The organism is Pseudomonas sp. MWU13-2517 (assembly GCF_023242545.1).
Lineage (GTDB): Bacteria > Pseudomonadota > Gammaproteobacteria > Pseudomonadales > Pseudomonadaceae > Aquipseudomonas.
On the sequence record NZ_JALMFA010000012.1, the window covers coordinates 34,231 to 60,568 of the forward strand.

Annotated in this window: 20 protein-coding genes and 1 riboswitch; of the genes, 12 read left to right on the forward strand and 8 right to left on the reverse strand. The window is 60.9% G+C overall.

Annotated elements, in window-relative coordinates:
• Positions 1-34: 34 nt before the first annotated feature.
• Positions 35-2,116 carry a TonB-dependent receptor gene (locus tag M5B97_RS18155; RefSeq protein ID WP_248732236.1) on the reverse strand — a complete coding sequence of 694 codons (2,082 nt, stop codon included), beginning with the start codon at positions 2,114-2,116 and terminating at the stop codon, positions 35-37.
• Between the two features lie 173 nt (positions 2,117-2,289).
• Between M5B97_RS18155 and M5B97_RS18160 the strand changes: the two genes are divergently transcribed.
• The 6 genes from M5B97_RS18160 to M5B97_RS18185 all read left to right on the forward strand — a co-directional run bounded on the left by M5B97_RS18160 (position 2,290) and on the right by M5B97_RS18185 (position 8,925).
• Entirely contained in the window at positions 2,290-2,610 is a 321-nt protein-coding gene (locus tag M5B97_RS18160; protein ID WP_248732237.1) for a YceK/YidQ family lipoprotein, read from the forward strand.
• A 144-nt stretch (positions 2,611-2,754) separates the two neighbouring features.
• Complete coding sequence (locus M5B97_RS18165) at positions 2,755-4,512, forward strand: carbamoyltransferase (protein WP_248732238.1); 1,758 nt, start codon at positions 2,755-2,757, stop codon at positions 4,510-4,512.
• Positions 4,513-5,409 (forward strand): GNAT family N-acetyltransferase, encoded by an 897-nt coding sequence (locus M5B97_RS18170; RefSeq protein ID WP_248732239.1) that lies wholly within the window; start codon positions 4,513-4,515, stop codon positions 5,407-5,409.
• Positions 5,406-6,812 (forward strand): PIG-L family deacetylase, encoded by a 1,407-nt coding sequence (locus M5B97_RS18175; protein WP_248732240.1) that lies wholly within the window; start codon positions 5,406-5,408, stop codon positions 6,810-6,812. Before M5B97_RS18170 ends, M5B97_RS18175 begins: the two co-directional genes overlap by 4 nt.
• Before the next feature lie 86 nt (positions 6,813-6,898).
• Positions 6,899-8,047: a glycosyltransferase gene (locus M5B97_RS18180; RefSeq protein WP_123716149.1), complete on the forward strand. Its 1,149-nt coding sequence runs from the start codon at positions 6,899-6,901 to the stop codon at positions 8,045-8,047.
• Positions 8,044-8,925 carry a glycosyltransferase gene (locus M5B97_RS18185; RefSeq protein WP_248732241.1) on the forward strand — a complete coding sequence of 294 codons (882 nt, stop codon included), beginning with the start codon at positions 8,044-8,046 and terminating at the stop codon, positions 8,923-8,925. The genes M5B97_RS18180 and M5B97_RS18185 overlap by 4 nt, the downstream gene beginning before the upstream one ends.
• A gap of 54 nt (positions 8,926-8,979) precedes the next feature.
• Here M5B97_RS18185 and M5B97_RS18190 read toward each other — a convergent pair whose 3' ends face one another.
• A complete protein-coding gene (locus M5B97_RS18190) occupies positions 8,980-10,836 on the reverse strand; it encodes a bifunctional O-antigen ligase/aminoglycoside phosphotransferase family protein (protein WP_248732242.1) in 1,857 nt (618 codons plus the stop codon).
• Between the two features lie 158 nt (positions 10,837-10,994).
• Between M5B97_RS18190 and msbA the strand changes: the two genes are divergently transcribed.
• A complete protein-coding gene (gene msbA, locus M5B97_RS18195; RefSeq protein WP_134661024.1) occupies positions 10,995-12,800 on the forward strand; it encodes a lipid A export permease/ATP-binding protein MsbA in 1,806 nt (601 codons plus the stop codon).
• A 128-nt stretch (positions 12,801-12,928) separates the two neighbouring features.
• Positions 12,929-14,353 (forward strand): bifunctional D-glycero-beta-D-manno-heptose-7-phosphate kinase/D-glycero-beta-D-manno-heptose 1-phosphate adenylyltransferase HldE, encoded by a 1,425-nt coding sequence (gene hldE, locus M5B97_RS18200; protein WP_123716147.1) that lies wholly within the window; start codon positions 12,929-12,931, stop codon positions 14,351-14,353.
• Positions 14,354-14,387: 34 nt separating this feature from the next.
• Here the strand turns inward: hldE and M5B97_RS18205 are convergent, their stop codons facing one another.
• The 4 genes from M5B97_RS18205 to M5B97_RS18220 all read right to left on the reverse strand — a co-directional run bounded on the left by M5B97_RS18205 (position 14,388) and on the right by M5B97_RS18220 (position 17,834).
• A complete protein-coding gene (locus M5B97_RS18205) occupies positions 14,388-15,353 on the reverse strand; it encodes a metal ABC transporter ATPase (protein ID WP_123716146.1) in 966 nt (321 codons plus the stop codon).
• 41 nt (positions 15,354-15,394) lie between these two features.
• Entirely contained in the window at positions 15,395-16,207 is an 813-nt protein-coding gene (locus M5B97_RS18210) for an aldo/keto reductase (RefSeq protein ID WP_248732243.1), read from the reverse strand.
• Positions 16,204-17,373, reverse strand: a complete 1,170-nt coding sequence (locus tag M5B97_RS18215) for an FAD-dependent oxidoreductase (protein ID WP_134661022.1) — start codon at positions 17,371-17,373, stop codon at positions 16,204-16,206. The genes M5B97_RS18210 and M5B97_RS18215 overlap by 4 nt, the downstream gene beginning before the upstream one ends.
• A 125-nt stretch (positions 17,374-17,498) precedes the next feature.
• Positions 17,499-17,834 carry a multidrug efflux SMR transporter gene (locus M5B97_RS18220; protein ID WP_123716143.1) on the reverse strand — a complete coding sequence of 112 codons (336 nt, stop codon included), beginning with the start codon at positions 17,832-17,834 and terminating at the stop codon, positions 17,499-17,501.
• Between the two features lie 103 nt (positions 17,835-17,937).
• Here M5B97_RS18220 and M5B97_RS18225 point away from each other — a divergent pair, with 103 nt between their 5' ends.
• Both M5B97_RS18225 and waaA read left to right on the forward strand, forming a co-directional pair.
• The gene (locus M5B97_RS18225) at positions 17,938-18,828 is read left to right on the forward strand and encodes a LysR family transcriptional regulator (RefSeq protein WP_123716295.1); all 891 of its coding nucleotides are present in this window, start codon (positions 17,938-17,940) and stop codon (positions 18,826-18,828) included.
• A 23-nt stretch (positions 18,829-18,851) separates the two neighbouring features.
• The gene (gene waaA, locus M5B97_RS18230; RefSeq protein WP_248732244.1) at positions 18,852-20,132 is read left to right on the forward strand and encodes a lipid IV(A) 3-deoxy-D-manno-octulosonic acid transferase; all 1,281 of its coding nucleotides are present in this window, start codon (positions 18,852-18,854) and stop codon (positions 20,130-20,132) included.
• Between the two features lie 111 nt (positions 20,133-20,243).
• Here the strand turns inward: waaA and M5B97_RS18235 are convergent, their stop codons facing one another.
• Positions 20,244-21,683, reverse strand: coding sequence for a TolC family outer membrane protein (locus M5B97_RS18235; protein WP_248732245.1), 1,440 nt, complete (start codon positions 21,681-21,683; stop codon positions 20,244-20,246).
• A 196-nt stretch (positions 21,684-21,879) separates the two neighbouring features.
• Positions 21,880-21,985, forward strand: a riboswitch (TPP riboswitch).
• 146 nt (positions 21,986-22,131) lie between these two features.
• Here M5B97_RS18235 and thiC point away from each other — a divergent pair.
• Together thiC and cytX are read left to right on the forward strand one after the other, a co-directional pair.
• The gene (gene thiC / locus M5B97_RS18240) at positions 22,132-24,036 is read left to right on the forward strand and encodes a phosphomethylpyrimidine synthase ThiC (RefSeq protein WP_123716140.1); all 1,905 of its coding nucleotides are present in this window, start codon (positions 22,132-22,134) and stop codon (positions 24,034-24,036) included.
• Between the two features lie 138 nt (positions 24,037-24,174).
• Positions 24,175-25,452: a putative hydroxymethylpyrimidine transporter CytX gene (gene cytX, locus M5B97_RS18245; RefSeq protein WP_248732246.1), complete on the forward strand. Its 1,278-nt coding sequence runs from the start codon at positions 24,175-24,177 to the stop codon at positions 25,450-25,452.
• Here the strand turns inward: cytX and M5B97_RS18250 are convergent.
• Positions 25,421-26,167 carry an RsiV family protein gene (locus tag M5B97_RS18250; RefSeq protein ID WP_123716138.1) on the reverse strand — a complete coding sequence of 249 codons (747 nt, stop codon included), beginning with the start codon at positions 26,165-26,167 and terminating at the stop codon, positions 25,421-25,423. The genes cytX and M5B97_RS18250 overlap by 32 nt on opposite strands.
• Positions 26,168-26,338 lie beyond the last annotated feature (171 nt).

Genomic DNA, 26,338 nt, shown 5'->3' on the forward strand with positions numbered 1-26,338 from the left:
GTGGCTTGCTCCCACATTTTGCGTTGTGGTGATCCTAGAACTGGTACTCAGCCCCAGCCCCTGCATACCACGACCGCCCAGGGGCCGCTTCGTAATAGCGGCCGTTGCCATCCCCCACAATGACCGAGCCGACATACTGGCGATCCAGCAAGTTATCCAGGCGCAGTGTCTGGTGAAAGGTCCAGTGCTCCACCTTCTGCTCGAACCGTGCACGCCAGTTGAACACGCTATAGCCTGGCGCTGCGTGTTGCTGGTTGGTGTCTTCGACGTAGACCTTGCTGCGGTACATGCCTTCCAGGGCGGTGCTGACCCAGTCGCGGGGCTTCCAGTTCAGCTCGGCGAACAGGGTGGTTTGTGGGACGCCGGGCAGGTAGTTGCCTTTTTCCACGGGGTTGCCGCCGCCAATGAAGTCGCTGTCATAGGTGGCTTGCAGGCGGGTATAGGCAAGGTTGGTACTCCACTGTTCCGTCAGTTGGCTTTCGATGCCCAATTCGAAGCCTCGGCGCAGGGTACGGCCGGCGTTCTGATAGGTGGTGCGACCACCACTGGACTGTTGCACCACCAACTCGTCTTCGGTGGTGATCTGGAACACCGCTGCGTTAAGCCGGGTGTCCTGTCCGATGCGTGCTTTGAGCCCCATTTCGTACTGGGTGCTGACCGACGGCTTGAGCGCAAAGTTAAAGCCGTTCGAGGTGCTGGAGTAAGCCGATTCGGCCTGGGTAGGCGTTTCGAAGCCTTTGCCCGCACTTACATAGCCGTGTAGGTCGGGCGTAAAGGCGTACATAACGCTCACCGAAGGTGTGTTCTTCTGGTAGGTCTTGTTGCCGCTGTCGTTACCGTCGCTGAGGAAATGGTCGCTTACATCCATCTTCATGGTGCTGTGGCGCAGGCCGGCTTGCAGGGTCCAGTCGCCCAGCAGCCAGTTGGCCTGCACAAACGGGTCGAGGCTGGTGGCGGTGTCGACTTCATCGCGACCCAGGGCACCCTTGACGCCATGTACACCGTTGAGCGTATTGGAATAACCCTGGCGATCATCCTGGCTGCGGTCGTAGTCGAGGCCGGTGATCAGGGTGAGGTCGCCGGGCGCGCTGGTGATGGGTTGCAGCCAGTGGACGGAGCCACCGTAGAGTTTGCGGTCGAAGTCCACGACGCCACCGCGCCTGTCGGGTGGAGTGCCACCTCGAATCGACAAATATTGAATCACGCTCCGGCGGCCCGTGTAGGCATTCACCTGCAGTGTCGCATCGCCGAAATAGCGTTCGTAATTCAGGCCCAGTTGCTGATGATCGATACTTTTGCGCGTGTTGTACTGCAGTGCGGCCGGTGTGACCGAGCGTGGGTCGGCCTTGTACGCCGCCCAGGTCTGCCCCAGCGGGTCCTGCGTGCCGTTTTGCTCCAGGCTGCTGTAGATCAGCGCCAGTTTGCTGTCTTCATCCGGCTGGACGTTGAGCTTGGCGAAGGTCTGGTCGCGGCGCGCGCTGCTGTGGTCGCGGTAGCCATCGGTGTCCATGCGTGAGGCATCGAGCACGAAGCCGGCACCGTTTGCCGCGCCTTCGGCCGTCAGGTGGTTTTTGTTCAGGCCGTCGCTGCCCACCAAGGTTTCCGCGCCGATGCGCGGTGGGCCTTCGCCGTCGCGGGAGAACATCTGGATCACCCCGCCAGCGTTACTGCCGTACAGCGTGGCTGCGGGGCCGCGCAGCACTTCAATACGTTCAGCGGTGTCGAGGTTGAAGGTGGCCGCCTGGCCTTGGCCGTCCGGAGTGCTGGCGGGTATGCCGTCGGCAATCAGTTTGATGCCGCGTACGCCAAACGCCGAGCGCGCACCGAAGCCGCGAGAGGAAACCTGCAGGTCCTGAGCGTAGTTCTGGCGGTTCTGCACCACCAGGCCGGGTACACGGGACAGGGCTTCGGAGGCGTTGATGCCCAGTTGGCCGTCGCTGATCTGCTCGTGGCTGATGCTGTCTACCGAGTACGGCAGGTCGAAGGTCGGGCTGGCGCTGCGCGAGCCGGTGACCACGCTGGGATCGAGGATGATGGCGGTGTCGTCGGCCTTGGCGGTATCGCACAGGGCGAACAGGCCAGGTAGTAGGAAGGTGATGCGAGCGAGGGTTTTCATGAGTCAGCCGGAATGCGGGGCGCCTGGTGTGTAAACGCGCAAAAGGGCGCGAGTTTAGAGGTTTGGCAGATTTTTCGCATTTCGGAAGCCTCCTACGCGTTGTAGCGGTGGGGCTGGGCTGAACCCTGAACAGCTCGGGTGCTAGCGTGGCGGACCCTCACTGGAGTCTCGCCATGAAAATAACAACTGCTGTGGCACTGGGTCTGGTTTCGCTGACGATAAGTGGCTGCGGCACACTTAACACGGTACTGCGTGAAGATGTCGCAGCGACCCGGGAGTTGCGCAAGCAAAAAACCTACTGTGCATCCATTCCTCGTGTCTACAGCGGCGTGGCGTTTGATTTCTGCCTGCTGCACGCTGCGCCGGACCCCACCGGTGTGCTCATACCTGTTGTGCTGGCGGATATCGCCGTGTCGGGGGCGTTTGATACGGTCGTTCTGCCTTACACCCTGTACCGGCAGGTCGAGTACGGCAATATCGATGTGTACCGTTAAGCCTCGCCGATCCTCTTGGCGCTAACAGTCTTGCACTGCTTTTAAGCTATAATCCCGCCCTTTAGCTGTTTCCCGCCGAGGTGGGAGGCACACTTTTTTCAGGCGCAACCCGCCTGCATGCAGACTAAAAGAGGCTAGACCCCTGTGGCATTGACGATTCTTGGCCTGTCCGGCGCCCTTAGCCATGATCCTTCCGCAGCCTTGTATATCGACGGCAAGCTGATCGCGGCCGCCGAAGAAGAGCGCTTCGTACGCGACAAACATGCAAAGAACCGCATGCCTTACGAGTCGGCGAAGTTCTGCCTGGAGCAGGCCGGCATCAAGCCTTCCGACGTTGACGTGGTAGCCATCCCGTTCGCCCCGATCAGCCTGTTCGGTGAGGCACGCTGGCACTACGCCAAGCGTTACTGGTACGCCCCGGACCGCGCGCTTGACGCGATCCTGATGGGCAACCGTCGCTACAAGCGCTATCGCAACAAGATTGTCTGGTGCCTGGAGCAACTGGGTTTCGATCCGAAGAAGATCAAGATCGAGCCGGTTGAACACCACCTGGCCCACGCTTCCAGCGCCTATCACTGCTCGGGCTTCCAGGAGAAAACCGCGATCCTGGGCATCGACGGCAAAGGTGAGTACGCCACCACGTTCTTCGGCTACGGCGAAAACGGCAAGATCCACAAGATCAAGGAGTTCTACGATCCGGACTCCCTGGGCGGCCTGTACGGCGCAATCACCGAGTTCCTCGGTTTCGAGATGCTCGACGGTGAGTTCAAGGTCATGGGCATGGCGCCGTACGGCGACGCCAGCAAATACGACTTCTCGCGCTTGGCGTCTTTCGAAAACGGCGAATTGCTGATCAACACCGACTACGCCAACGTCATTGGCCTGCGTCGCTACAAAGAGAAAGGCAAGGGCTTCTATTTCTCGCCAAAACTGATCGAGTGGCTGGGGCCCAAGCGCGAAGGCGATATTGCCGACGAGCCGTACATCCACTACGCCGCCAGCATGCAAGCGCTGTTCGAGAAACTGGCCCTGCAGATGATCGACCATTACCTGGGCGACATCCTCAAGGAAACCGGCAAGCTGGCCTTCGCCGGCGGCTGCGCGCTGAACGTCAAGCTGAACCAGAAGATCATCGCTCGTGACGATGTGAAAGAGCTGTTCGTGCAACCGGCGTCCGGCGATGCCGGCACTGCGGTTGGCGCGGCGGCCTATGTGTCCCACGCCCGTGGCGTACCGGTCGAGAAGATGGAACACGTCTACCTCGGCCCGTCCTACAGCAACGAAGATGTGATCGCCGCGTGTGCCAGGCACGAGAGCAAGCCGAACTGGCGCAAGATCGAGAACATGCCTGAGCGTATCGCCAGGATCATGGTCGATGGCAACCCGGTGGCCTGGTTCCAGGGCCGCATGGAGTTCGGTCCGCGTGCGTTGGGCGGCCGTTCGATCATCGGCTGTCCAAGCGCCACCGGCGTGGCTGACCGCATCAACCACCAGATCAAGTTCCGCGAACGCTGGAGGCCTTTCTGCCCGTCGATGCTCGACACCGTGGCCCCGCAGATGATCAAGGTCGATCATCCGGCACCCTTCATGACCTTCACCTTTGAAGTGGCGGAAGAGTGGAAGGCCCGTGTGCCGGAAGTGGTCCATGAAGATGGTACCTCCCGTGCCCAGGTGCTCAAGCGCGAATACAACCCGCGCTATTACGACATGATGAAAGAGCTGGAAGTGCTGACCGGCAACGGGGTGTCCCTGAACACGTCGCTCAACCGTCGTGGCGAAGCGATGATCTGCTCGCCGACCGATGCCTTGAACATGTTCTTCGGCTCCGACCTGCAGTACCTGATCATGGAAGACATCCTGGTCGTTAAAGACGGCGTGGACCCTTATGACGCTGTGGTCTGAATGCTGAACCGCTTCCAGGGTTGGCGTGAACGTGGCTGGGCGCCTGTCGAGGCCGAGGTTTACGCCCAAGCCTGGCAGCGTTACGGCGGCAGTGTGGCGACTCATCCACAGGTGATCGAGCGCCTGGCCGGCCTGGCGCAGATTCCGGTGCGTTACCTGGGCTGGGAGCAGGACGGTGAACTCAAGGGGGCGATAGCCACTTGGGGGCGCGACCTGGCCCTGTCCAAGGACGTACTCAAGCGCCGTGGCAAGAAAGGCCTGTTTGACCTGGGCAATGCCGAGATCATTCTGCCGATCGCCGCCCAGGCGCAGGTACCGCTGCGCCATCGTGCGCGCTACCTGTCGTCGCTGAATGAAGGCCGTGTCAGCACGCTCAAGCCCCAGGCCGAGCAGTTGGCCATGGCGCGCACTCCCGAAGACCTGTCGAAGAAGTTTCGCTACAACCAGCGTCGTGAGTTGCGTCTGCTTGAAGAGGCGGGCGGCGTGGTGCGGGCGGTGAGTGAGTTTTCCAGTGAGGAACTGGCGGCGATTTATTGCGACCTGTTCCAGCGCCGCTGGGGGTTCCCGGCCGCGGGTGCGGCGCGTCTGGCCGAGGTGCTTGAGTTGCTCAAGGAGTTTCTGTTCGGCTCGGTGCTGTTCCTCAATGGCGCGCCAATTGCCGTGCAACTGGTGTATCAAGTGCAGTCCACCGAGTGGTTCAGCGCCGAATATGTCAATGGTGGTGTCGACCCTGAGACCCGCGCATTCAGCCCCGGTAGCGTGCTGAGCTTTCTCAACACCCAAAGTGCCTGGGAGCAGGCGCGGGCGGCCGGCAAGGCGCTGCGTTTCTCTTTCGGGCGTTCCGACCGTGAATACAAGGAGCGCTGGTGCAACCCGGTGCCGGTGTTCAGCGTATGAGTCGCAAGCAGCAATTGCTCAAGCGCCATCGGCGCAACAAACGCATTGCCCTGTTGATCGGCCTGTTGGGGTTGATCGCGGCTGGCGTGCTGGTGGCCTGGTGGTTGCCGTTGGTGCTGGCGGTCGTGCTGTGGGCAGCCCACGAAGCGTGGTTTGCCGATCATTTGTTCTACTCGCCCAAAGACGACTATGCGTACGCTTTTCCCGCGGGCAGCGAGCAGCCGGGTTTACGTCTGGAGGCGGGGCGGCTGATGCTGGATACGCCGCTGGAGGCTGATGAAACCCTGATCGTCGGTGTTGAGCTGAAGAGTTCGTGGCTCGGTCGTTTCGTGGATCCGGCGGTGGAGTTGCTGGGCCTGGAAGCGCCTGACCGGCAGGTTTTCGAACGTGGGGTGGCAGGGCGGCGCTACCTCAACCTTACAGGCGCCGGCGAAGCGTTGTCGGCGGGCAAGCTCGAACTGCGCGGGCGCTGGTGTCGGATTAAGGGCCAGCCGACCCTGTGGCGTTTCCGACAGCCGGACTATCGCCAGCAACGCGTCATGGTGATTGCGCCCCACGCCGACGATGCCGAGCTGGCTGCATTCAGCCTTTACAGCCAGGCTGCCGAAAGCTGGATCGTCACCCTGACGGCGGGTGAAATTGAAGCCGAACATTACCGGCAGATGGGTATGCCTGTGGCCCAGGCCGCACGGATCAAAGGGCGCCTGCGCGCCTGGGACAGCGTCGCGGTGCCTCGCTGGGCCGGGGTGCCCGAGGCGCAGTGCGTGCAATTGGGTTACTTCTGCATGCAATTGCAGGCCATGCAGGCGGCGCCGAATGAACCCCAGGCTTCCCGTGAAGCCGACTTGAACGATACGCGGCTGTTTCGTCAGTTCAACGGGTTCACCCTGCCGGGAGATGTGGACGGCGCGCCGACCTGGAGTAACCTGATCGCCGACTTGCGAGCGCTGTTGCTCAAGGCGCGTCCGCAGGTGATCGTGTTGCCGACGCCGCTGCTGGACCCTCACGCGGATCATATCTGCGCCTACGCGGCGATACTCGAGGCTCTGCAAGAGCTGGAGTGGCAGCCCGATACGTTGCTCGGTTACGCCAACCACCTGCATGATAACGACCGCTGGCCCATGGGCGATTCGGGGGCCGGTGTGGCACTGCCGCCGCGCTTCGACTCGGGCGTCGAGCTGGTGCCTTGCAGCTTCACGCTCGCCTTGAGCCAGCAGCAGGACAAGGCCATGGCCTTGGGCATGATGCATGACCTGCAACCGCGAGTGCCGTTCAAGCGTCGCCTGCGCCGGTGGCTGCAGCAACTGTTGGCGGGCCGTGCTCCGTCGCCTTATGGCGAGAACGAGTTCTTTCGCAAGGCCGTGCGTCGTCACGAGCTGCTATGGGTCCTGAAGCAGGACTGAGACCCTATTGAAGGCCGGCGTGAATTCGCCTGTCGCTTTTTTTTACCGGGCCGCGTGCCCGTAGCCAGATCGCTGCATGGAGAGATATGAAGCCTCGTTTCAAGGTTTTGCAGTTACAGCCGGACTACAACGTCAAGACCAATGACTTCGCCGACCTTGGCGAGCAGATCGTCAAGTCTTTGCCGACCGAGCGTTTCGAGGTGACATCGGGGTTCCTCAGCGGCCGTCCGCTGCCTGGGCAGCCCTTGAGCGTGGCTGAGCATTCTCACTATTTCGAGCTGCCGGAGAAGTCCCTCAAGGGTATCCGCTTCGGCGCCATGTGGCAGATCTACAAGTATTGCCGCGAACAGAAATTCGACGTAGTCATCTGTAACCGCTTCAAGTCGGTGAACATGATGCTGTCGCTCAACCGTTGGCTGAAGATCCCACTGTGCATTGGCATCTCCCACGGGTTTGGCGAATATGCGCGTGGCTACCGTCGTCGCCAGACCCGGCGCTGGGTCAGCCCTGCCTGGCGTTTTGTCGGAGTGTCGGAGGCGGTGAAGGATTACCTCGTGGACCTCAACTGCGGGTTCACCCGTGAGAACACCACTTACGTCACCAATGCCATCGATATTCCCCAGGCGGAAGCTCTTCAGCTGAGCCGCGAGGACGCACGCAAGGCCCTTGGCCTGTCCATGGATGCGCGGATGATCGGCGCGCTGGGGCGGCTGGTGCCGATCAAGGGGCACACCCATCTGCTGCAGGCTTTTGCCAACCTCAAGGACAAATACCCCGAAGCTCAGGTGGGCATCATCGGCTCGGGTCGCGCGGAAGCCGACCTGCGTGCCGACATTGAGCGCCTGGGGCTGAACGGCCGCGCGCACCTGCTGGGGTTCCGTGAGGACGGCATGAAGTACGTGCGTGGCTTTGATATCTGGACCATGCCTTCGCTGTTCGAGGGACTGGGCCTGGCGCTGCTGGAAGGTATGAGCGGGCACCTGCCGGTGATTGCGTCCAACGGCCCGGCCATGCTGCCGCTGGTGCAGGGCGCCGGCGGCCTTTCCCATGACCCGGGCAACGTCGAGCAATTGACCGCCGCCCTGGACACTTACCTGGCCTTGAGCGATGAGCAGTTGCGTGCCAAGGGTGAAGAGGTGTTCCGTTATCTGGTGGCCAACCACACGCTCGACGAATTCAAACAGAAGTACCTGACCCTGATTGAAACCGGTTTGCGTGAAGTAGGTCGAGCATGAGTGAGCAACTACCCCTGGTCTCGGTGATCATTGCGTCCTACAACCACGGCCCGTACATCGAGCAGAGCATACTTAGCGTGCTTGAGCAGACCTACCCGCACATCGAGCTGCTGGTGGTGGATGACGGTTCCAAGGATGACAGCGTCGAACGCATCCGACGTTTGCAGGCCGAGCACGGCTTTGATTTCCAAGTGCAGCAGAACCAAGGCCTGACCAACACCCTTAACGGTGCCATCGCCCGCGCCAAGGGCAGCCTGATCGTCCCGTTCGGCTCCGATGACATCATGCTGCCCGAGCGTATTGCGACCCAGGTGGCCTACATGGAAGGCAAGCCGAAGGTCGGTATCTGCGCCGGCAACATCGAGCTGATCGATGGGGACGGTAAGCCGTACCCGGAGAAAAAGCAGCACCGCGACCTGCCGTTTCGCAGCCTGGATTTTGATGATCTGTTCATGGATCGCAAACCCTTTCCCCCGGCGCCAACCCTGATGATCCGCCAGCAGGCGCTGATGGAGGTCGGTGGTTTCGATCCGTTGATTCCTCTGGAAGACCTGCTGATCGAGCTGAAGATCGCCCATGCGGGCTACACCATCGACGTGTTGGGCGTGGTGATGGCGCGCTATCGCCAGCACGCTACCAATACGTACAAGAACCATCGCTACATGATCCAGAACATTCTCAAGACCTATGGCTTGTTCAGCGATCACCCGGCTTATGATCAGGTTCGTTACAACTTCCTGAACTCGATGTTCCTCAAGACCGCCGACCGTGATCGGCCGCTGGCGCGGGAGATTCTCAAGCAGATCCCGTTGAAGTTCTGGGGGCGCAAGACGCTGCGCGGGTTGGTGCGGCTCTATCTGACACCGCTCAGAAGCTGAGACGGCAAGGGACATGAAAAAGGCGACTATCAGCAGTGATAGTCGCCTTTTTTATCAGCTGGCGGGACGGGCCTGGCTGAGCACTTGCTCGCTGATTTTCGCTGTGGCGGCGTGACTGGCAACCGACGCGTACCCTTTGAGCAGTTGTTCGAAATGGGTTTCGAACAGCCAGTTGCGGTCCTGCGGGTAGCGTTGCATATGGCGCAGATTGCGTTGGCGCAGTGCGTGACGCAGTGGCGATGGATAGACGCGCAGGTCTGCTACATCGATCAGGCCGAACTCACCATCGTCCATCAACAACACATTGCCCAAGTGCAACGAACGGAAGTACACGCCGCGCTCGTGCAACTGGGCAATGAATCGTCCGAACCGCTCGATCAGCGATTCGCGCAGGCTGCTGTCCAGGCTTTGCAGCGCCTGGCGCAGGGTCAGCCCGGGCAGGGGCGTGTACGCCACGGCGCTGCTGGCGTCGGGCAAACGGTAGAGCCCGAGGATTTGCGGCGTGGCAACGCCCAGGGTGCGCAATTGCTCGCTGTTACTGGCAAACCGCTCGGAGTACGGGTTGAAGCTACCGGAGGTGTACCAGCGGCGTGCGCGGAATACCTTGAGAAAGCTGCCATCTTCCAGGCGCAGGACTTTTGGCCCCAGGCCGTCCGCCTCAATGACATGGGCATCACTGCATAGCCGATCAAACGTCTCTGTACTGATCGATTGCACCCGCATGCGCAGTACGCTGCGGCGACGCTGAGCGATGCTCAAGCCAGCGATGATTGCCAGCGGAATCCACAGCAGGAACCAATGCTCCTTGGGACGCGACAGAATGCCACCACCTTCGGTCAGGCCGGCGCCGATACCGTAGGCCAGCAGGGACGAGGCCAGGATGAACAATGGCTGTGCGCGCTCCTTGAGGCTCTTGTACAGGCCCCAGCCGAGCATGAATATCCATGGGATAAAACCGATGATGCCGACGTAATACAGCACGCCGAGGGCAAAACTGTGGGGTTCGCGCAGTTGGTAGCCGCCGGCCAGTGTCAGGTACAACTCGGAGTCGTAGCTATGGCCGATCCAGGGATGCTCGGCGATACGTTGCAGCGACATGCTCCACAGTTCAAGGCGTAGCGAGCTGCCACGTCCAGTGATCGCATCGGGGTAAAACAGCAAGAGCCCCATAGCGCCCAGGGTCAGGCCGGCGATAAACAGCGCCGAGCGGCGGTTGCGGCTGATAAAGGTCATCCACAGGATGGCCAGCGTCAACGCAACCAAGGGGGTCCGCGAGCCAGTCGCCAGGACGGCCATGGTCATGATCGCCAGCGCCGGTACGCTGAACCACAAGACCTTCAGGCGCGGCGTCGTCATGCAGACATACAGCCAGTAGACACAGAAAAAACCGAAGACATGGGAGCTGAGTAGCGGATTGTCGAGGGCTCCCCGACCTCCGATCATGCGTGCGCCGGGTTGATAGCCTTTGGCGAATACCACCAGATTGCACAGGCAGACCACCAGCGCGATCACTGCCGCACTGAAGAAGATCGGCTTGAACAACTCGTTGCGGTAATGCAGCAAGAGTCCAAGACCGCCGAACAGCATGAATGTGTTCAACGGCCGTTTGAACAGGTCGGTGTCGTTGGTGGATTCGGGGCTCCAGAGCATGCTGGTCAGCGCCCATGCGGAGAACACCAGAAACGCGATCGCCAGGGGCTCACGCAATAGCTCCTTGAGCTCCCTGGGGCGTATGCACAGCAGGAACAAGGTCGGCACGCTGAACGTAATATAAAAGAACCGGTGCAACACATTGCGGTTGGTGACGAAGAACAGCGAGCTCAGGAGCAGCAACAAGCCAATGGGCAAAATCCATAGGACCAGGAAGTCGAAAACGCGATTTGAGCCATAAGTAAGGCGCTTGGAGTGCATACAGTAAAGCCATTCCAGAAAGAGAAAGCCGACCATCTTAAAATAGTGGCAATGTAATGTCTTCGGCCGGGTCCAGCCCGGAGCAGCGGTAAGCCGGGTGCAAGTACAACAGAGAAGCTGTGCTAAAGTCAGCCTCCTTTTTAAAAACGCCGCGTGATATGACCGACTCCAGTCCGAGCGCAAGCCCTTCGAGCTTGAAAATATACTTCCGCCTGCTCAGTTACGTTAAGCCCTACATGGGCTTGTTCGCGTTGAGTATCGTCGGATTTCTGATTTTCGCGTCAACCCAGCCGATGCTGGGTTACATCCTCAAGTACTTCGTGGATGGCCTTTCCAATCCGCAAGCCGTGTTGTTCCCCTCTGTGCCGTTCCTGCGGGACCTGCAATTACTGCAGGCCGTGCCGTTGCTGATCATATTGATCGCCGCCTGGCAGGGCCTGGGCTCATTCCTGGGTAACTACTTGTTGGCCAAGGTTTCCCTGGGGCTGGTCCATGATCTGCGGGTGCAGTTGTTCAACAACCTGCTGACGCTGCCCAACCGGTACTTCGACAACCACAACTCGGGGCACCTGATTTCCCGCATCACCTTCAACGTGACCATGGTCACGGGGGCGGCCACCGATGCCATCAAGGTGGTCATCCGCGAAGGCATGACGGTGATATTCCTGTTCGCCTCCCTGCTGTTCATGAACTGGCGCCTGACGCTGGTCATGATCGCCATCCTGCCGTTGATTGCAGTAATGGTCAGCACGGCCAGCAAGAAGTTTCGCAAGCAGAGCAAAAAAATCCAGGTGGCGATGGGGGACGTGACCCACGTGGCCTCGGAAACCATTCAGGGCTATCGCGTGGTGCGCAGCTTCGGCGGTGAAGTCTACGAGGAGAAGCGTTTCCTCAAGGCCAGCCAGAGCAACACCAACAAGCAACTGCGCATGACCCGTACAGGTGCGATCTACACGCCGGCGCTGCAATTGGTGATCTACACCGCCATGGCGGTATTGATGTTCCTGGTTCTGTATCTTCGTGGCGATGCGTCCGCCGGTGACATGGTGGCCTACATCACGCTGGCCGGTTTGCTGCCCAAGCCGATCCGCCAACTGTCGGAAGTCAGCTCGACCATCCAGAAAGGTGTAGCCGGCGCCGAAAGCATTTTCGAGCAGTTGGACGAGGCGGTTGAAGTCGACCACGGCACTATCGAGCGCGACAAGGTCAATGGTCGCCTGGAAGTGCGCCATCTGAACTTCACCTACCCTGGCACCGAGCGCCATGTGCTCAAGGACATCAGCTTCACCGCAGAGCCCGGGCAGATGATTGCACTGGTTGGGCGTTCGGGCAGCGGCAAATCGACCCTGGCCAGCCTCATCCCGCGTTTTTACCACCACGAAAGTGGTGAGATTCTGCTCGATGGCGTCGAAATCGAAGACTACAAGCTGCTCAACCTGCGCAAGCATATCGCCCAGGTGACCCAGCATGTGACCCTGTTCAGCGACACCGTGACCAACAACATCGCGTATGGCGACCTGGCCGGTGCACCGAGGGAAGCGGTTGAAGCGGCGGCGGCGGACGCCAACGCCAAGGATTTCATCGACCAATTGCCCAAGGGCTTCGATACCCAGGTTGGCGAAAACGGCGTGTTGTTGTCCGGAGGCCAACGTCAGCGTCTGGCGATTGCCCGTGCACTGCTCAAGAACGCGCCGCTGCTGATTCTCGATGAGGCCACCTCGGCCCTGGACACCGAATCCGAACGCCACATTCAGGCGGCATTGGACAAGGTCATGCAAGGTCGTACGACCCTGGTGATCGCGCACCGCCTGTCGACCATCGAGAAGGCCGACCTGATCCTGGTGATGGACGACGGTCGTATCGTGGAGCGCGGTACCCACGGCGAGCTGCTCGCGCAAAACGGCTACTACGCCCGTCTGCACTCCATGGGCCTGGATACGCCGGTATCGGCCGATATCACCTGACACCCGTGGTGAGGCGGGCAATCCGCCTCACCTGCTGCTCTTGCAACATCTTCTGTCACACCCCCACAAGCCTTCTGTAACCCTGTGCTAATATCGCGCCCCTGTTCATTTTGTATGTGGGTTGCTCCATGAAGTTGTCCATGCCGCGATTCGATCAAGCCCCTGTCTTGGTGGTCGGCGATGTCATGCTCGACCGTTACTGGCATGGTGGTACCTCACGGATTTCCCCTGAGGCACCGGTACCGGTAGTCAAGGTCGAGCAAATCGAAGACCGTCCAGGTGGCGCTGCCAACGTTGCCCTCAATATTGCCGCACTCGGCGCGCCAGCCTCCCTGGTGGGAGTGACCGGTGACGACGAAGCCGCCGACAGCCTGGCCAACAGCCTGCGCGGTGCTGGCGTGCGCGCGGTGTTCCAGCGCATTGCCCATCAGCCGACCATCGTCAAGTTGCGGGTCATGAGCCGGCATCAACAGTTGCTGCGTATCGATTTCGAAGAACCCTTCGCCACCGACGCCTTGGCGCTCGGCAGCCAGGTAGACGAGTTGCTCGAAGGCATCAAGGTGCTGGTGTTGTCCGACTACGGAAAAGGTGCCTTGAGAAACCATCAGGTGCTGATTCAGGCCGCCAAGGCCAAGGGCATTCCGGTGCTGGCCGATCCCAAGGGCAAGGACTTCTCGATTTATCGGGGCGCCAGCCTGATCACGCCAAACCTCAGCGAGTTCGAAGCCATCGTCGGTGGTTGCGCCGATGAGCATGACCTGGTGAACAAGGGCGCCCGCTTGATGGCGGACCTTGATCTGGGCGCCTTGCTGGTGACCCGTGGCGAACACGGTATGACCCTGCTGCGCCCGGACCACCCGGCGATGCACCTGCCGGCGCGTGCCCGTGAAGTATTCGATGTCACCGGTGCCGGTGACACCGTCATTTCTACCTTGGCCGCATCTATCGCGGCAGGTGAAGAGCTGCCTCACGCCGTGGCCCTGGCCAATCTGGCAGCAGGTATTGTGGTCGGCAAGCTGGGTACGGCGGCCATCAGCGCGCCTGAGTTGCGCCGGGCGATCCAGCGTTCCGAAGGTTCCGAGCGTGGCGTACTGAGTATCGAGCAGTTGCTGCTGGCGATTGACGATGCCCGGGCCCACAACGAAAGCATTGTGTTCACCAATGGCTGCTTCGACATTCTGCACGCCGGCCATGTGACTTACCTGGAACAGGCGCGTGCCCAAGGTGATCGCCTGATCGTTGCGGTCAACGACGATGCTTCGGTCAGTCGCTTGAAAGGCCCGGGCCGCCCGATCAACAGCGTGGATCGCCGCATGGCGGTACTGGCAGGGTTGGGCGCGGTGGATTGGGTGATCAGCTTCCCTGAAGGCACCCCGGAAAACCTGCTGGCCCAGGTCAAGCCGGACGTGCTGGTCAAGGGCGGTGATTACTCCGTCGACCAGGTGGTCGGTGCCGACATCGTCAGCGCCTATGGTGGCAAGGTCAAAGTATTGGGCCTGGTTGAAAACAGCTCGACCACCGCAATCGTCGAAAAAATCCGCAATAACGAGTAAGGCTCGGTACGGCTAGGAGCGAGCGTGCTCGCTCCTAGCGGCTGGCCTTTTTCGGCACCATTTTACGCAGCATCTGCCGGGCCTTGCCGGTCAGGCGCTTGAGCTTCGACTCTTTCTCCGGTTCTGCCAGGCCTTGCTGCCTGAGCCAGTCTTTCCAGCGAATTCGCTCATCGCGCACCAACCAGCCTTCCTGTTGGGCGAAGCTTTCCGCCAGGTACAAACCGCGTGTGCTCGCCGGATACAGCTGGTCTTTCTTGACGGTGTACAGCTCGGCCAGCGGTTGGCCGTCTTTCAGAGGCATCAGGTACAGGTCGGGGCGCTGGCGATCCAGGCGGGCGACCAATTGGTCGCCTTCCAGGCGCTCGTCGACATGGAACAGGCTCAGGGACTTGGCTTCCTTCGGTACTTCCAGCCTCAAGTCATAAATCAATTGCAGCGATGCCGTGGGCAGATGCACGTAGGCCCGTGGGCGCTCGATCAACTGAGTGGTCGCGCAACGCACCGGTCGCGCTGCGCCGGACAGCGGGCTGAGGCGAAAGGGCAAGGCTTCGCGGTAGTGCAGGGCGGCGGAATAGGGCGCCGGTAGCCATGTGTCGTTGAAACGCCCGCCGAGCCAGCCTTCCGGGGTTTCGAGCAGGCACTCTTCGGCAATCTCCTGGATCGCGGTGTGCAGCGGCAGGTTCAATTCATGGGCGGGAACGTAACCGGAGATCAGCTTGAGCACCACATCGCCGCGGTCCTGGCGACGTTGACGCACGAGTACCCAGTAGTCCTTGTTTTGCCAATGCAACGTCAGTCGCACCGACACCCCAAGGTTGGCCAGTTCCAGGGCAAAGCGTTCGGCGTTCGGCACGTCTACCGGTTTGCGCCGTTGCAGGGTCTGGGCGAAGTTGAGCGGCATGCCGACGCTCTGGTAGCTCAGGCCTTCGGGGGTGGCTTCGACGTGCAGTGGCAGTGTCTTGAAGTTGCTGGGGTTTTTTCTAATGAGCGTGCGCGGCATGTCGGCTCCTTCTTGCGACGGGGTCGGCCGCGTCGGCGGCATCAGAGTTGACGAATGACCTGGGCAGCGGTCGCCACGTTATGGGCCAGGTGCAGCGGGTTAATGGTCCCGACAATAGCACTGGCGACGCCCGTTTGCGCAAACAACAGCATGAAACTGGCATGAATTGGATCCATTCCGGGCTCAAGGCAAACATGGCCGCTGGCCAGGGCTTTTTTCACCAGGATGCCTTTGCCATGGGCCGCAGCATAATCAATCACGGCCTTCTCGGCCTGCTCGTTCAGATTGTAGGTGACCATCGCGCAATCGCCCTGTTCCAGAGCCTTTACACCGCCTTCAACGGTTTTGCCGGAAAAGCCGAAGCCGCGGATCTTGCCCTCTTTTTTCAGCGTAGCCAGGGTGTGGTAAACCTCACAGTCATTGAGGATGTGCAGGTCATTGCCGTCGGAGTGCACCAGCACCAGGTCGATAAAATCCGTTTCAAGTCTTTTCAAGCTGCGCTCGATCGACAGGCGCGTATGGGCGGCACTGAAGTCATGGTGGGATATGCCATCGGCAAACTCTTCGCCGACCTTGCTGACAATTACCCAATCCTTGCGCTGGCCGCGTAACAACGGCCCCAGGCGTTCCTCGCTGCGCCCGTAGGCGGGGGCGGTATCGATCAGGTTGATGCCCAACTGCCGGGCTTGGCGCAGCAACATCCGTGCTTCGTCATCGTCCGGGATCTGAAAGCCGCTGGGGTACTTCACACCCTGGTCGCGGCCCAGTTTGACGGTGCCCAGGCCCAGCGGCGAGACCATCAGGCCAGTGCTGCCCAGGGGGCGATGCAGGTCGTGCAAGGTGGGCAGGCTCATGGCAACAGTTGCTCCCAGGCTGGGACGCCGATAGGGGGTTTTGGCAGGTCGGGCAGGGGCTCGCTGGCACCCGGACGGATACCGTCGCGCTCCAGGCTGTTGAGCACGCGATCAGCGAAGTCCGGCGCCAGCGCGAGTTTGGTCGGCCAGCCCACCAGCAGGCGGCCCTGTTCGGCGAGGAACGCATTGTCGGGACGGGTCAGGCCCGATTGCAGTGGCTCGGCGCGGTCGACACGCAGGGTGGCCCACTCGGTCTTGCTCATGTCGATCCACGGCAGCAGGTGCGCCAGTTCCTTTTGTGCGGTGGCGATCTGTGCTTCAGGGGTACGCGCCACGCCGTCGGCTTCGGCGATATCACCGCCCATGTACCACACCCAATTGCCATCCGCTGCCGGGTGGGTGGTGACGGTGATGCGCGGCTTGGTACCGCCACCCAGGCAGTGCGCATACAACGGCTTCAGGCCAGGACCTTTGGCGATGATCATATGCAGCGGGCGTTTCTGCATGGCCGGTTGGCTGAGGCCCAGGGCGCTGAGCAAGTCAGCGGTGCCGGCGCCGGCACTCAGCACTATACGTTGTGCGCGGATCTCGCGGCCGTCGACCTTCAAGCCCACCAGGTTGTCGCCTTCCAGCAGCGGTTCGATCTGTTTTCCGGCGAGCAAGCTGTCACCGCCCAGTTGGGCGAGGCGTTGGATCACACTCGGCACATCCACCACCAGTTCGGCCAGGCGATAGACCTTGCCCTTGAAGCGGCGATCCTGCAGGGCAAGGGGCAACTCGTCTCCTTTGACCTGGTCCACGCGTCCGCGCACGGCCTTGCTGGCAAAGAAGCTGGTGAGGTTGCCGGCGAGAGTGCCGGGGGACCATAGATAGTGGGCTTCGGACAGCAGGCGTACACCGGACAAATCCAGCTCGCCCGTGCCTGCCAGGGCTTCACGCCAGCGGCGCGGCATATCGGCAATGGCTTCGGAGGCGCCGGTGAGTGCGCCGTGCAGGGCATATTTTGCCCCGCCGTGAATGATCCCCTGCGACTTCACGCTTTGCCCGCCGCCCAAGGTGGCGCTTTCCACCAGTACCGTGGAAAACCCCTGGCGGCGCAGGCGCGCATTGAGCCAGAGGCCGGCAACCCCGGCGCCGACAATCAGAACGTCGGTGGAAATAGGCATGCGCGTGGGACCTCCAGCGTAGAAAAGGGGCAGCAGTATAGCTTGCAGCGGCAAGTTATCAGCTGCAAGCGGCAAGTTAGCGCCGCTCTTTCTTGCAGCTTGAAGCTTGCCGCTTGCCGCTGCTCCTAATGCCCCCCCGTTTTCGAGAACAACTGAATCACCACCACGCCCAATACGATCAGGCCCATCCCCAGCATTGCCGGGACATCCAGTTTCTGGCCGTAGATAAACAACGCCGCGACACTGACCATTACGATCCCCAGCCCCGCCCACACCGCATAGGCCACGCCCACCGGTACGGTGCGCACCACCAGGGTGAGCATCCAGAACGCCACGCCATAACCCACAATCATCAGCATCAGCGGGATAGGTGTGCTCAAGCCCTTGACCGCTTTCATGGAGACGGTCGCGATCACTTCCGAACAAATGGCAATGGCCAGGTAGAGATAGGCGACATTCATGGGGTAATCCTCGGTGTGTTGCGTGCTAAGTCAGGTCGGCATTCTAGCGACTGGCGAGATGGGGTAAAGTCATTACCTATCTGAATCAGAGATGGGTTATGCCATGAGCGTGCAGTGGAACCTTGAGCAAATGCGTCTGTTTGTGAGTGTTGCCGAACAGCATTCGTTTTCGGCGGTAGCCCGTGACCAGCGCAAGGCACAATCGGCGGTGAGCAATGGGATTGCCCTGCTTGAGGCGGATTTGGGGCTGAGCCTGTTTGATCGCAGCAGCGGCCGCCAGCCACGCCTGACCGAGGCCGGCAGTGTATTGCTGGAGGAGGCGCGTGAAGTGTTGCGTCAGTGCGAGCGGCTCAATGGCCGGGCGCTGTCATTGACCCGCGGTGAAGAACCCTGCCTGCGTCTGGCCCAGGATGAAGCCATGTTGTTCAAGCCTGTGCTCGACAGCCTTGAAGCGTTGGCCGTGCAATACCCGCTGCTGGAAGTGCAGTTGTCCAGCGCCGCCCAGGGCGATGTGGCGCGTAAGTTGGTGGAGCGTAAAGCCGACCTGGGCCTGCTGTTCTATCACGACCAAATCCCCGAGGCCCTTGAACGGCGGGTGGTGGGCCGTGTGGAGATGGTCACGGTGTGCGGCGTGAACCATCCGCTCGCCAAGGAACCGTATGTGGATTGCCAGCGCCTGGCACAGTTTCGCCAACTGTTGATGTCGACCCAGACCAGTGTCTACCCCGGCAGTGAGGCCGCCAGCCCCTTGGTGTGGCGCGCCGACAGTTTCTATGTGCTGGCCGAATGGTTGATGAGTGGTCTGGGCTGGGCGTGGCTGCCTCGGCATATCGTGCAGTACCCGACTTATCAGCAACAAATGGTCGAGTTGGACAGCGAATGGACGCCACCGGCCTTGGTGGTGGAACTCGTCTGGCGTCGTGATGAGCCCCTCGGGCCTGCTGCACGCTTCCTGGCTAAACGATTTGCCGAGTGCTTGCAGGCGATCGACTGAAAAAGCCGATAAACTCCGCCGCCATGAATAGAACTCTCTACAGCTGTCTGTTTTACCTGGCGCTGCCGTTGGTGGCTTTACGTCTGTGGCTGCGCGCGCGTAAGGCGCCGGCTTATGCCAGGCGCGTAGGCGAGAGGTTTTCCTACGGCCTGCCGACGATGCAACCGGGCGGAATCTGGGTGCATGCCGTGTCGGTGGGCGAAAGCATCGCTGCCGCGCCGATGATACGCGGGCTGATGGCGCGCTACCCGACGCTGCCGATCACCGTGACCTGCATGACGCCCACCGGCTCCGAGCGTATCCAGGCGTTGTTCGTCAATGAACCGCGCATTCAGCACTGTTACTTGCCATATGACTTGCCGTGCGCCGCCAAGCGTTTTCTTGATCGCGTGCAGCCGAAACTGGCGGTGATCATGGAGACGGAGTTGTGGCCCAACCACATCCACGCCTGCGCCCAGCGTGGCATTCCGGTGGCGTTGGCCAATGCGCGACTGTCGGCCCGCTCGGCCAGGGGGTATGGGCGTTTTGCCAAACTGAGCGCACCCATGCTGGCTGAAATGAGCCTGTTCGCCGTGCAGACACGCACCGAGGCTGAGCGTTTCCTGAGCCTTGGTGCGCGCCCGGAAACCGTTGAAGTCACGGGTTCGATCAAGTTCGACCTGACGATCGACCCTGAGCTACCGCTGCGTGCCGCCGCCCTGCGCGAGCAGTGGGGCGCCCGTGAACGCCCAGTGTGGATAGCCGCCAGTACCCATGAAGGCGAAGACGAAGTGGTGCTGGCCGCCCACCGTCAGTTGCTCGAAAGCTATCCCAACGCGTTGCTGATTCTGGTGCCGCGCCATCAGGAGCGCTTCGGCCCGATGTTTGAGCTGTGCCAGCAGCGGGGATTCGCCACGGTGCGGCGTTCCAGCGGCGACCCCGTGACCGCGCAAACCTCAGTGTTGCTGGGCGACACCATGGGCGAGCTGCTGTTTCTTTACGCCCTGGCCGACAGTGCTTTTGTCGGTGGCAGCCTGGTGCCGACCGGTGGCCACAACCCGCTGGAACCGGCAGCGCTGGCCCTGCCTGTGATCATGGGGCCGCACCTGTTCAACTTCCTCGAAATCAGCGCGATGATGCGCGAGGCCGGGGCGTTGCGCGAAGTAGATGACGCCGAAGGCCTGGCCGAAGCCGTGCGACAGTTGTTCGAGTTGCCACAGGATGCGCGCAAGATGGCGCAGGCGGGGCTCAAGGTGATGCAGGCCAACCAGGGCGCGCTCGAGCGCTTGCTGGATGGCCTGGGCAGGCTCCTGAATCAACACTGAACCCAATAGGCAAGGGGCTTGCGCCCAATGGCAGTGGTCTCGTCACCTATGCAGTGATTGACACCCCGCTATCGGGCGCAAGCCCCTTACCATGTTGATTATGTGATGTGCTTAATAACCCGGACGGGCCTTCAGCTGTTCGGCGGCGGCCTTGGCCAGGTCCGGCGGCAGGAAGTCCTTGTCCGGGTTGTAGTCCGCCTTGAGGTAGCGCGCCAGGTCCTGCAAGTCCCCTGGGTTCAACGTGCCGGCCGCCTGCTTCAGACGCAGGTTGTCGAGGATATAGTCGTAGCGGCTGTTGTTGTAGTTGCGCACCGACGCGTAAAGCTGGCGCTGGGAGTCCAGCACGTCGACGATGTTGCGCGTACCCACCTGATAACCGATTTCCGTGGCTTCCACCGCGCTCTGGTTGGAAATGATCGACTGGCGGCGTGCCTGTACCTGTTCCACGTCGGTGTTCACCGCGCGGTGCAGGTTGCGGGTGTTTTCCACCACTTGGCGTCGCAAGCCTTCACGTTGTTGCTCGGTCTGGTCGAGGCGTGAGTAGGATTCGCGCACTTGGGAACTGGTGAGGCCGCCGCTGTAGAGCGGGATATTCAACTGCAAGCCGATGGTTCTGCGTGACGCATCACCGTGATAGTCCTGCCCGAAAGGGGTGGGGTTACTGGCGCCCAAGGCATCGTTGTCACCCTTCTGGTACTGCGCCACGGCGTCCAGGGTCGGCGCATGCCCGGCCTTGCGTTGCTTGAGGGTTTCTTCGGCAGCGGTGACGGCGTAGTTGCTGGCCAGGAGGTTGAGGTTCTGGCGCCCGGCTGTTTCGACCCAGGCCTTGGCGTCGTTTGGCGCCGGTGGCAGCACCGGCAGCGTGTGGACGATGCCCTGGATCGAATTGTACTGACGGTTGGTCAGGGTGATCAGCGCTTCGAAGGCATCCTCCACTTGGCGCTGGGCCACGATGCGGTTGGCGCGCGCGGTGTCATAGCTGGCCTGGGATTGCAGCACGTCGGTCTTGTCCGACAGGCCAACGTCGAAACGTTCGTTGGACTGGTCCAACTGGCGCTTGAACGCCGCTTCTTCGGCTTTGGTTGTCGCCAGGTTGTCCTGAGCCCGTAGTACGTTGAAGTAGCTTTCGGCGCTTTGCATGATCAGGTTTTGTTCGGTCGCCGAGAGTTGCAGGGCCGCCTGTTCGTTGACTGCTTCGGCCGCTTGCAACTGGAACCAGCGATCGGCCCGAAACAGCGGCTGGCTCAAGGTTGCCTGCCAAGAGTGAGCATCACGGTTGAGCGTGGCCGCCGGTTGGTCGAATTGGTTGCGCACATTGTTGGAGTCGGCTCGCGCTGACAGGTTCGGCAGCAGCCCGGCGCGGGCCTGGGGTACCACTTCTTTTTGTGCACCATATTGGGCGCGTGCGGCTGCCAGGTCGGCGTTGTTGTCCACCGCTTCCTGATAAACGCTGACCAGGTCGGTTTTGGTCGTCAGGGGCGCTTCAGCTGCCCAGACCATTCCGTTGGTTGCACAAGACACGGCAAGCGCCAGTGAAAGTTTGCGCAGCATGAGGCGATCCCTAGATTAAATATTACATTTATAATTTGGCGTCCAAGGCTAAGACCAGTAATCCATACCGTCAAGCGCTCGGGTGGTAGCCGAGTGTAGTGGTGACATCACGGCACAACAATCCTGTAATTGCGCCATTCATCACGCTGAGCGCACCGCTATTGGCAATTTGCCCACGCCATGGTCTAGACTGCCAGCGTTCTTGTCGGGGTGCCTTGTTGGAAGGCTGAGATCGGTAAATACCGGATCCCGTTGAACCTGATCAGGTTAGCGCCTGCGTAGGGAACAAGATTTCTCGTCACCCGGCGAGTCCTCTTGTGCTTCGTCCGGGATGCTGTTCGACAATCGAACAGCCCTCGTGCATAGCACAGCACTGGTTTCAGTGCGTCCATCCGTCACAGGTTCGCTCCGACAAAAATCCACCGCCTGGATAGTTGGAGAGCCCGTGATGAGCACCGAATTAAAAAGCCAAAAATCAAAAAGTACCGTGCACCTGAGTGAATCGGCCAAGGTCGACTCCGGCTCCGTGCAACCCTTTACCCGCTCGCAAAAAATCTATGTGCAGGGCACCCGCCCGGACATTCGCGTGCCGATGCGCGAAATCAGCCTGGACGTAACGCCCACCGACTTCGGCGGTGAAATCAATGCGCCGGTCACCGTGTACGACACTTCCGGTCCCTACACCGACCCGAATGTGATCATCGACGTGCGCAAAGGCCTGGGCGATGTGCGCTCGCCGTGGATCGAGTCCCGCGGCGACACCGAGCGCCTGCCAGGCCTCAGCTCGCACTTCGGCCAGCAGCGCCTCAGTGATGCCGAACTGACCGCGCTGCGCTTCGCCCATGTGAAGAACCCGCGCCGTGCCAAGGCCGGCGCCAACGTTACCCAGATGCACTACGCGCGCAAAGGCATCATCACCGCCGAGATGGAATACGTTGCCATCCGCGAAAATATGAAGCTTGAAGAGGCCCGCGCCAGTGGCTTGCTCGACCAGCAACACGCCGGTCACAGCTTCGGCGCCAGCGTGCCGAAAATCATCACTCCGGAATTCGTGCGCGAGGAGATCGCGCGCGGTCGCGCAATCATCCCGGCCAACATCAACCACACCGAACTGGAACCGATGATCATCGGGCGTAACTTCCTGGTGAAGATCAACGGCAACATCGGCAACAGCGCGCTGGGTTCTTCCATCGAGGAAGAAGTGGCGAAACTGACCTGGGGCATTCGCTGGGGCTCGGACACGGTGATGGACCTGTCCACCGGCAAGCATATCCATGAAACCCGCGAGTGGATCATCCGCAACTCGCCGGTGCCGATCGGTACTGTGCCGATCTACCAGGCGTTGGAAAAAGTCGGTGGCGTCGCCGAGGACCTGACGTGGGAGTTGTTCCGCGACACCCTGATCGAGCAGGCCGAGCAGGGCGTCGACTACTTCACCATCCACGCCGGCGTCCTGCTGCGCTACGTGCCGCTGACCGCCAAGCGGGTGACTGGCATCGTGTCCCGTGGCGGCTCGATCATGGCCAAGTGGTGCCTGGCGCACCACAAAGAGAACTTCACCTACACGCATTTCGACGAAATCTGCGAAATCATGAAGGCCTATGACGTCAGTTTCTCTCTCGGCGACGGCCTGCGTCCGGGCTCGATTGCCGACGCCAATGACGCTGCGCAATTCGGCGAGCTGGAAACCCTCGGCGAGCTGACCAAGACTGCCTGGAAACATGACGTGCAAACCATGATCGAAGGCCCGGGCCATGTGCCTATGCAGTTGATCAAGGAGAACATGGACAAGCAGTTGGAGTGCTGCGACGAGGCGCCGTTCTACACCCTTGGCCCGCTGACCACCGACATTGCGCCGGGTTACGATCACATCACGTCCGGTATCGGTGCCGCGATGATCGGCTGGTTCGGTTGCGCCATGCTCTGCTACGTCACGCCCAAGGAACACCTGGGCTTGCCGAACAAGGATGACGTGAAGACCGGGATCATCACCTACAAGATTGCCGCTCACGCCGCCGACCTGGCCAAGGGGCATCCGGGCGCGCAGATTCGCGATAACGCCTTGAGCAAGGCACGCTTCGAGTTCCGTTGGGAAGACCAGTTCAACCTCGGTCTGGACCCGGACACCGCGCGCTCTTATCACGATGAAACCCTGCCGAAAGACTCGGCCAAAGTCGCGCACTTCTGCTCGATGTGCGGGCCGAAATTCTGCTCGATGAAGATCACCCAGGAAGTGCGTGAGTATGCAGCCAACCAGCGTATCGATGCGGTGGATGTAGACGTGGCCAAGGGCTTGGCCGAGCAGGCGGAGCGGTTCAAGCAGGAAGGCAGTCAGCTTTATAAGAAGGTATAGGCTGCAAGCTGCAAGCTTCAAGCTTCAAGCTTCAAGCTTCAAGCTTCAAGCTGCAAGTTAAAGGCAAAGGCGGATCTGCTTTTGCTTGAGGCTTGCAGCTTATAGCTCGTCACCCATGTCCTTTCCGAGATCTCTGACTTGAACACCTATTCTCCCGATATCGCGGTCCCCGCCGATAGGCGCGTGTTCGGCGCCCGCGATCTGTTTTCCCTGTGGTTCTCCCTCGGCATCGGCCTGATGGTCCTGCAGACCGGCGCCTTGCTTGCGCCGGGCCTGGGCTTGTCCGGTTCGTTGCTGGCCATCTTCCTCGGCACCCTGGTGGGCGTGTTGTTGCTGGCGGCTGTCGGCGTGATCGGCTGCGACACCGGCCTGTCCGCCATGGCTGCCCTCAAACTCAGCCTCGGCACCCAAGGCGCGAGCCTGCCGGCGTTACTGAACCTGCTGCAACTGGTGGGCTGGGGGGCGTTCGAGATTATCGTCATGCGCGACGCCGCCAGCTTACTGGGCACGCGGGCGTTCAGCGAAAGCAGCCTGTTGGCGAGCCCTTTGCTATGGACGTTGTTTTTCGGTGGTTTGGCGACATTGCTTGCCGTCAGCGGCCCGCTGACGTTCGTACGGCAAGTTTTGCGCAAGTGGGGCATCTGGCTGCTGCTCGCCGCTTGCCTGTGGCTGACCTGGAACCTATTCGCCAAGGCCGACCTCGCTGCGCTCTGGTCCCAGGCCGGTGACGGTACGATGCCCTTCGCGGTGGGCTTCGATATCGCCATCGCCATGCCGCTATCGTGGTTGCCGCTGATTGCCGACTACTCGCGTTTCGGCAAGCGCGCAAAAGGCGTGTTCGGCGGCACCGCGCTCGGCTTCTTTATCGGTAATTTCTGGCTGATGAGCCTGGGCGTGGCCTACACCCTGGCGTTTGCGCCCAGTGGTGAAGTGAATGCGCTGTTGCTCGCGCTGGCCGGTGCTGGCCTGGGGATTCCGCTGTTGCTGATCCTGCTGGACGAGTCGGAAAACGCCTTCGCCGATATTCACTCGGCGGCGGTGTCCAGCGGGATTCTATTGCGTTGGAAGGTCGAGCACCTGGCTTTGGCCATCGGGGTGATCTGCACCCTGATCGCCTGCCTTGCACCGTTGGCGCAATACCAGAACTTCCTGCTGCTGATCGGCTCGGTGTTTGCGCCGTTGTTCGGCGTGGTGCTGGTGGACCACTTCATCCTGCGTCGCCGAGGCCATGGCACCGTCACTCACCTGCACTGGCCGGCGCTGGTGGCCTGGTTGGGCGGCATCGGCGCGTATCACCTGTTGGCCAACCTGTATCCGAATGTCGGTGCGACCCTGCCGGCGCTGGTGCTGGCAGGGGGACTGCACTTCATCCTGGGCGGGGCCTTCAGTGGCGGGCGGGCACCAGCTCAGGCTTGATTACGCCGGTGAGACGGGCGTAGGGGATGGTCATTTCGATCAGCCCCAACGCGTACGGGCCGATGGTGGCCACGTTGTACTTGAGCACCACACCGTTGCTGGTCAAGGCCACGTTTGGGGTTTTCTGGAACGGCCAGTTCTTCACGAACTCCGGGTCACGGTCCATCTGCGAGTTGATCAGCCAGCTGTTATGGGCGACTTTCGCGGTGTTCCAGAATGCCTGTTCCTGGCCTGGCAGCAACATGTCGGTCAGGCTCAGTTCCTTGTGCAGCAGGCGCGAATAGTTGATGAAGCCACGGCCCGGCTCACCGTGGGCCGCGCCGGTGTCCAGGTAACTGGATACTTCGATGATCACCAGTCCGTCATGCTGCTCACGTACCTTGGCTTGCAAGTACATGCTGTTGCGGTCTGCGGATTCGCGCAGGAACTTATCCCGGTAGGCGTTCAACGTCGGCGGCACGCTCGCACCCGGCGTGGTGCGGGTCATTTGCAGCAGGCGCTGCTCCACCAGGCTGTCGAGCTGTGGTTCGGTGGGGAAATGCACGGTATCGATGTTGACCAGCGGGCAATCCGGGCTGTTACAGCCGGGCTTGATCTGTTCCGAGGTATCCGGCCGGGTGTCCAGCGGTTTGAGATAGCTGGGTTGAAACAGACTCTGGCAGGCGCCCAGAGTCAAGGCAATGCAAGCCACGGAGGCGATTTTTAAAAGCGACATGTGCGTCCTTCGTAAATCGATGGAAAGCGAAAAGAGTAGCGCTTGGACTGCCCACGAGGCAGTCAGTTCGCCACTAGACTGATGAGAGTGAGTTTGACGTCCGCCGTCTATCCCGGCAACTGGAAAGGGGCTGCATCCAGGGGCATGAGCGCGTTAGGATGGCGCCAATTG

Excerpts from the sequence above, each read along its gene's own strand:
- M5B97_RS18155 (WP_248732236.1), bottom strand. The coding sequence starts at position 2,116 with ATGAAAACCCTCGCTCGCATCACCTTCCTACTACCTGGCCTGTTCGCC.
- M5B97_RS18160 (WP_248732237.1), top strand. The coding sequence starts at position 2,290 with ATGAAAATAACAACTGCTGTGGCACTGGGTCTGGTTTCGCTGACGATA.
- M5B97_RS18170 (WP_248732239.1), top strand. The coding sequence starts at position 4,513 with ATGCTGAACCGCTTCCAGGGTTGGCGTGAACGTGGCTGGGCGCCTGTC.
- M5B97_RS18175 (WP_248732240.1), top strand. The coding sequence starts at position 5,406 with ATGAGTCGCAAGCAGCAATTGCTCAAGCGCCATCGGCGCAACAAACGC.
- M5B97_RS18180 (WP_123716149.1), top strand. The coding sequence starts at position 6,899 with ATGAAGCCTCGTTTCAAGGTTTTGCAGTTACAGCCGGACTACAACGTC.
- M5B97_RS18185 (WP_248732241.1), top strand. The coding sequence starts at position 8,044 with ATGAGTGAGCAACTACCCCTGGTCTCGGTGATCATTGCGTCCTACAAC.
- M5B97_RS18190 (WP_248732242.1), bottom strand. The coding sequence starts at position 10,836 with ATGCACTCCAAGCGCCTTACTTATGGCTCAAATCGCGTTTTCGACTTC.
- msbA (WP_134661024.1), top strand. The coding sequence starts at position 10,995 with ATGACCGACTCCAGTCCGAGCGCAAGCCCTTCGAGCTTGAAAATATAC.
- hldE (WP_123716147.1), top strand. The coding sequence starts at position 12,929 with ATGAAGTTGTCCATGCCGCGATTCGATCAAGCCCCTGTCTTGGTGGTC.
- M5B97_RS18205 (WP_123716146.1), bottom strand. The coding sequence starts at position 15,353 with ATGCCGCGCACGCTCATTAGAAAAAACCCCAGCAACTTCAAGACACTG.
- M5B97_RS18210 (WP_248732243.1), bottom strand. The coding sequence starts at position 16,207 with ATGAGCCTGCCCACCTTGCACGACCTGCATCGCCCCCTGGGCAGCACT.
- M5B97_RS18215 (WP_134661022.1), bottom strand. The coding sequence starts at position 17,373 with ATGCCTATTTCCACCGACGTTCTGATTGTCGGCGCCGGGGTTGCCGGC.
- M5B97_RS18220 (WP_123716143.1), bottom strand. The coding sequence starts at position 17,834 with ATGAATGTCGCCTATCTCTACCTGGCCATTGCCATTTGTTCGGAAGTG.
- M5B97_RS18225 (WP_123716295.1), top strand. The coding sequence starts at position 17,938 with ATGAGCGTGCAGTGGAACCTTGAGCAAATGCGTCTGTTTGTGAGTGTT.
- waaA (WP_248732244.1), top strand. The coding sequence starts at position 18,852 with ATGAATAGAACTCTCTACAGCTGTCTGTTTTACCTGGCGCTGCCGTTG.
- M5B97_RS18235 (WP_248732245.1), bottom strand. The coding sequence starts at position 21,683 with ATGCTGCGCAAACTTTCACTGGCGCTTGCCGTGTCTTGTGCAACCAAC.
- thiC (WP_123716140.1), top strand. The coding sequence starts at position 22,132 with ATGAGCACCGAATTAAAAAGCCAAAAATCAAAAAGTACCGTGCACCTG.
- M5B97_RS18250 (WP_123716138.1), bottom strand. The coding sequence starts at position 26,167 with ATGTCGCTTTTAAAAATCGCCTCCGTGGCTTGCATTGCCTTGACTCTG.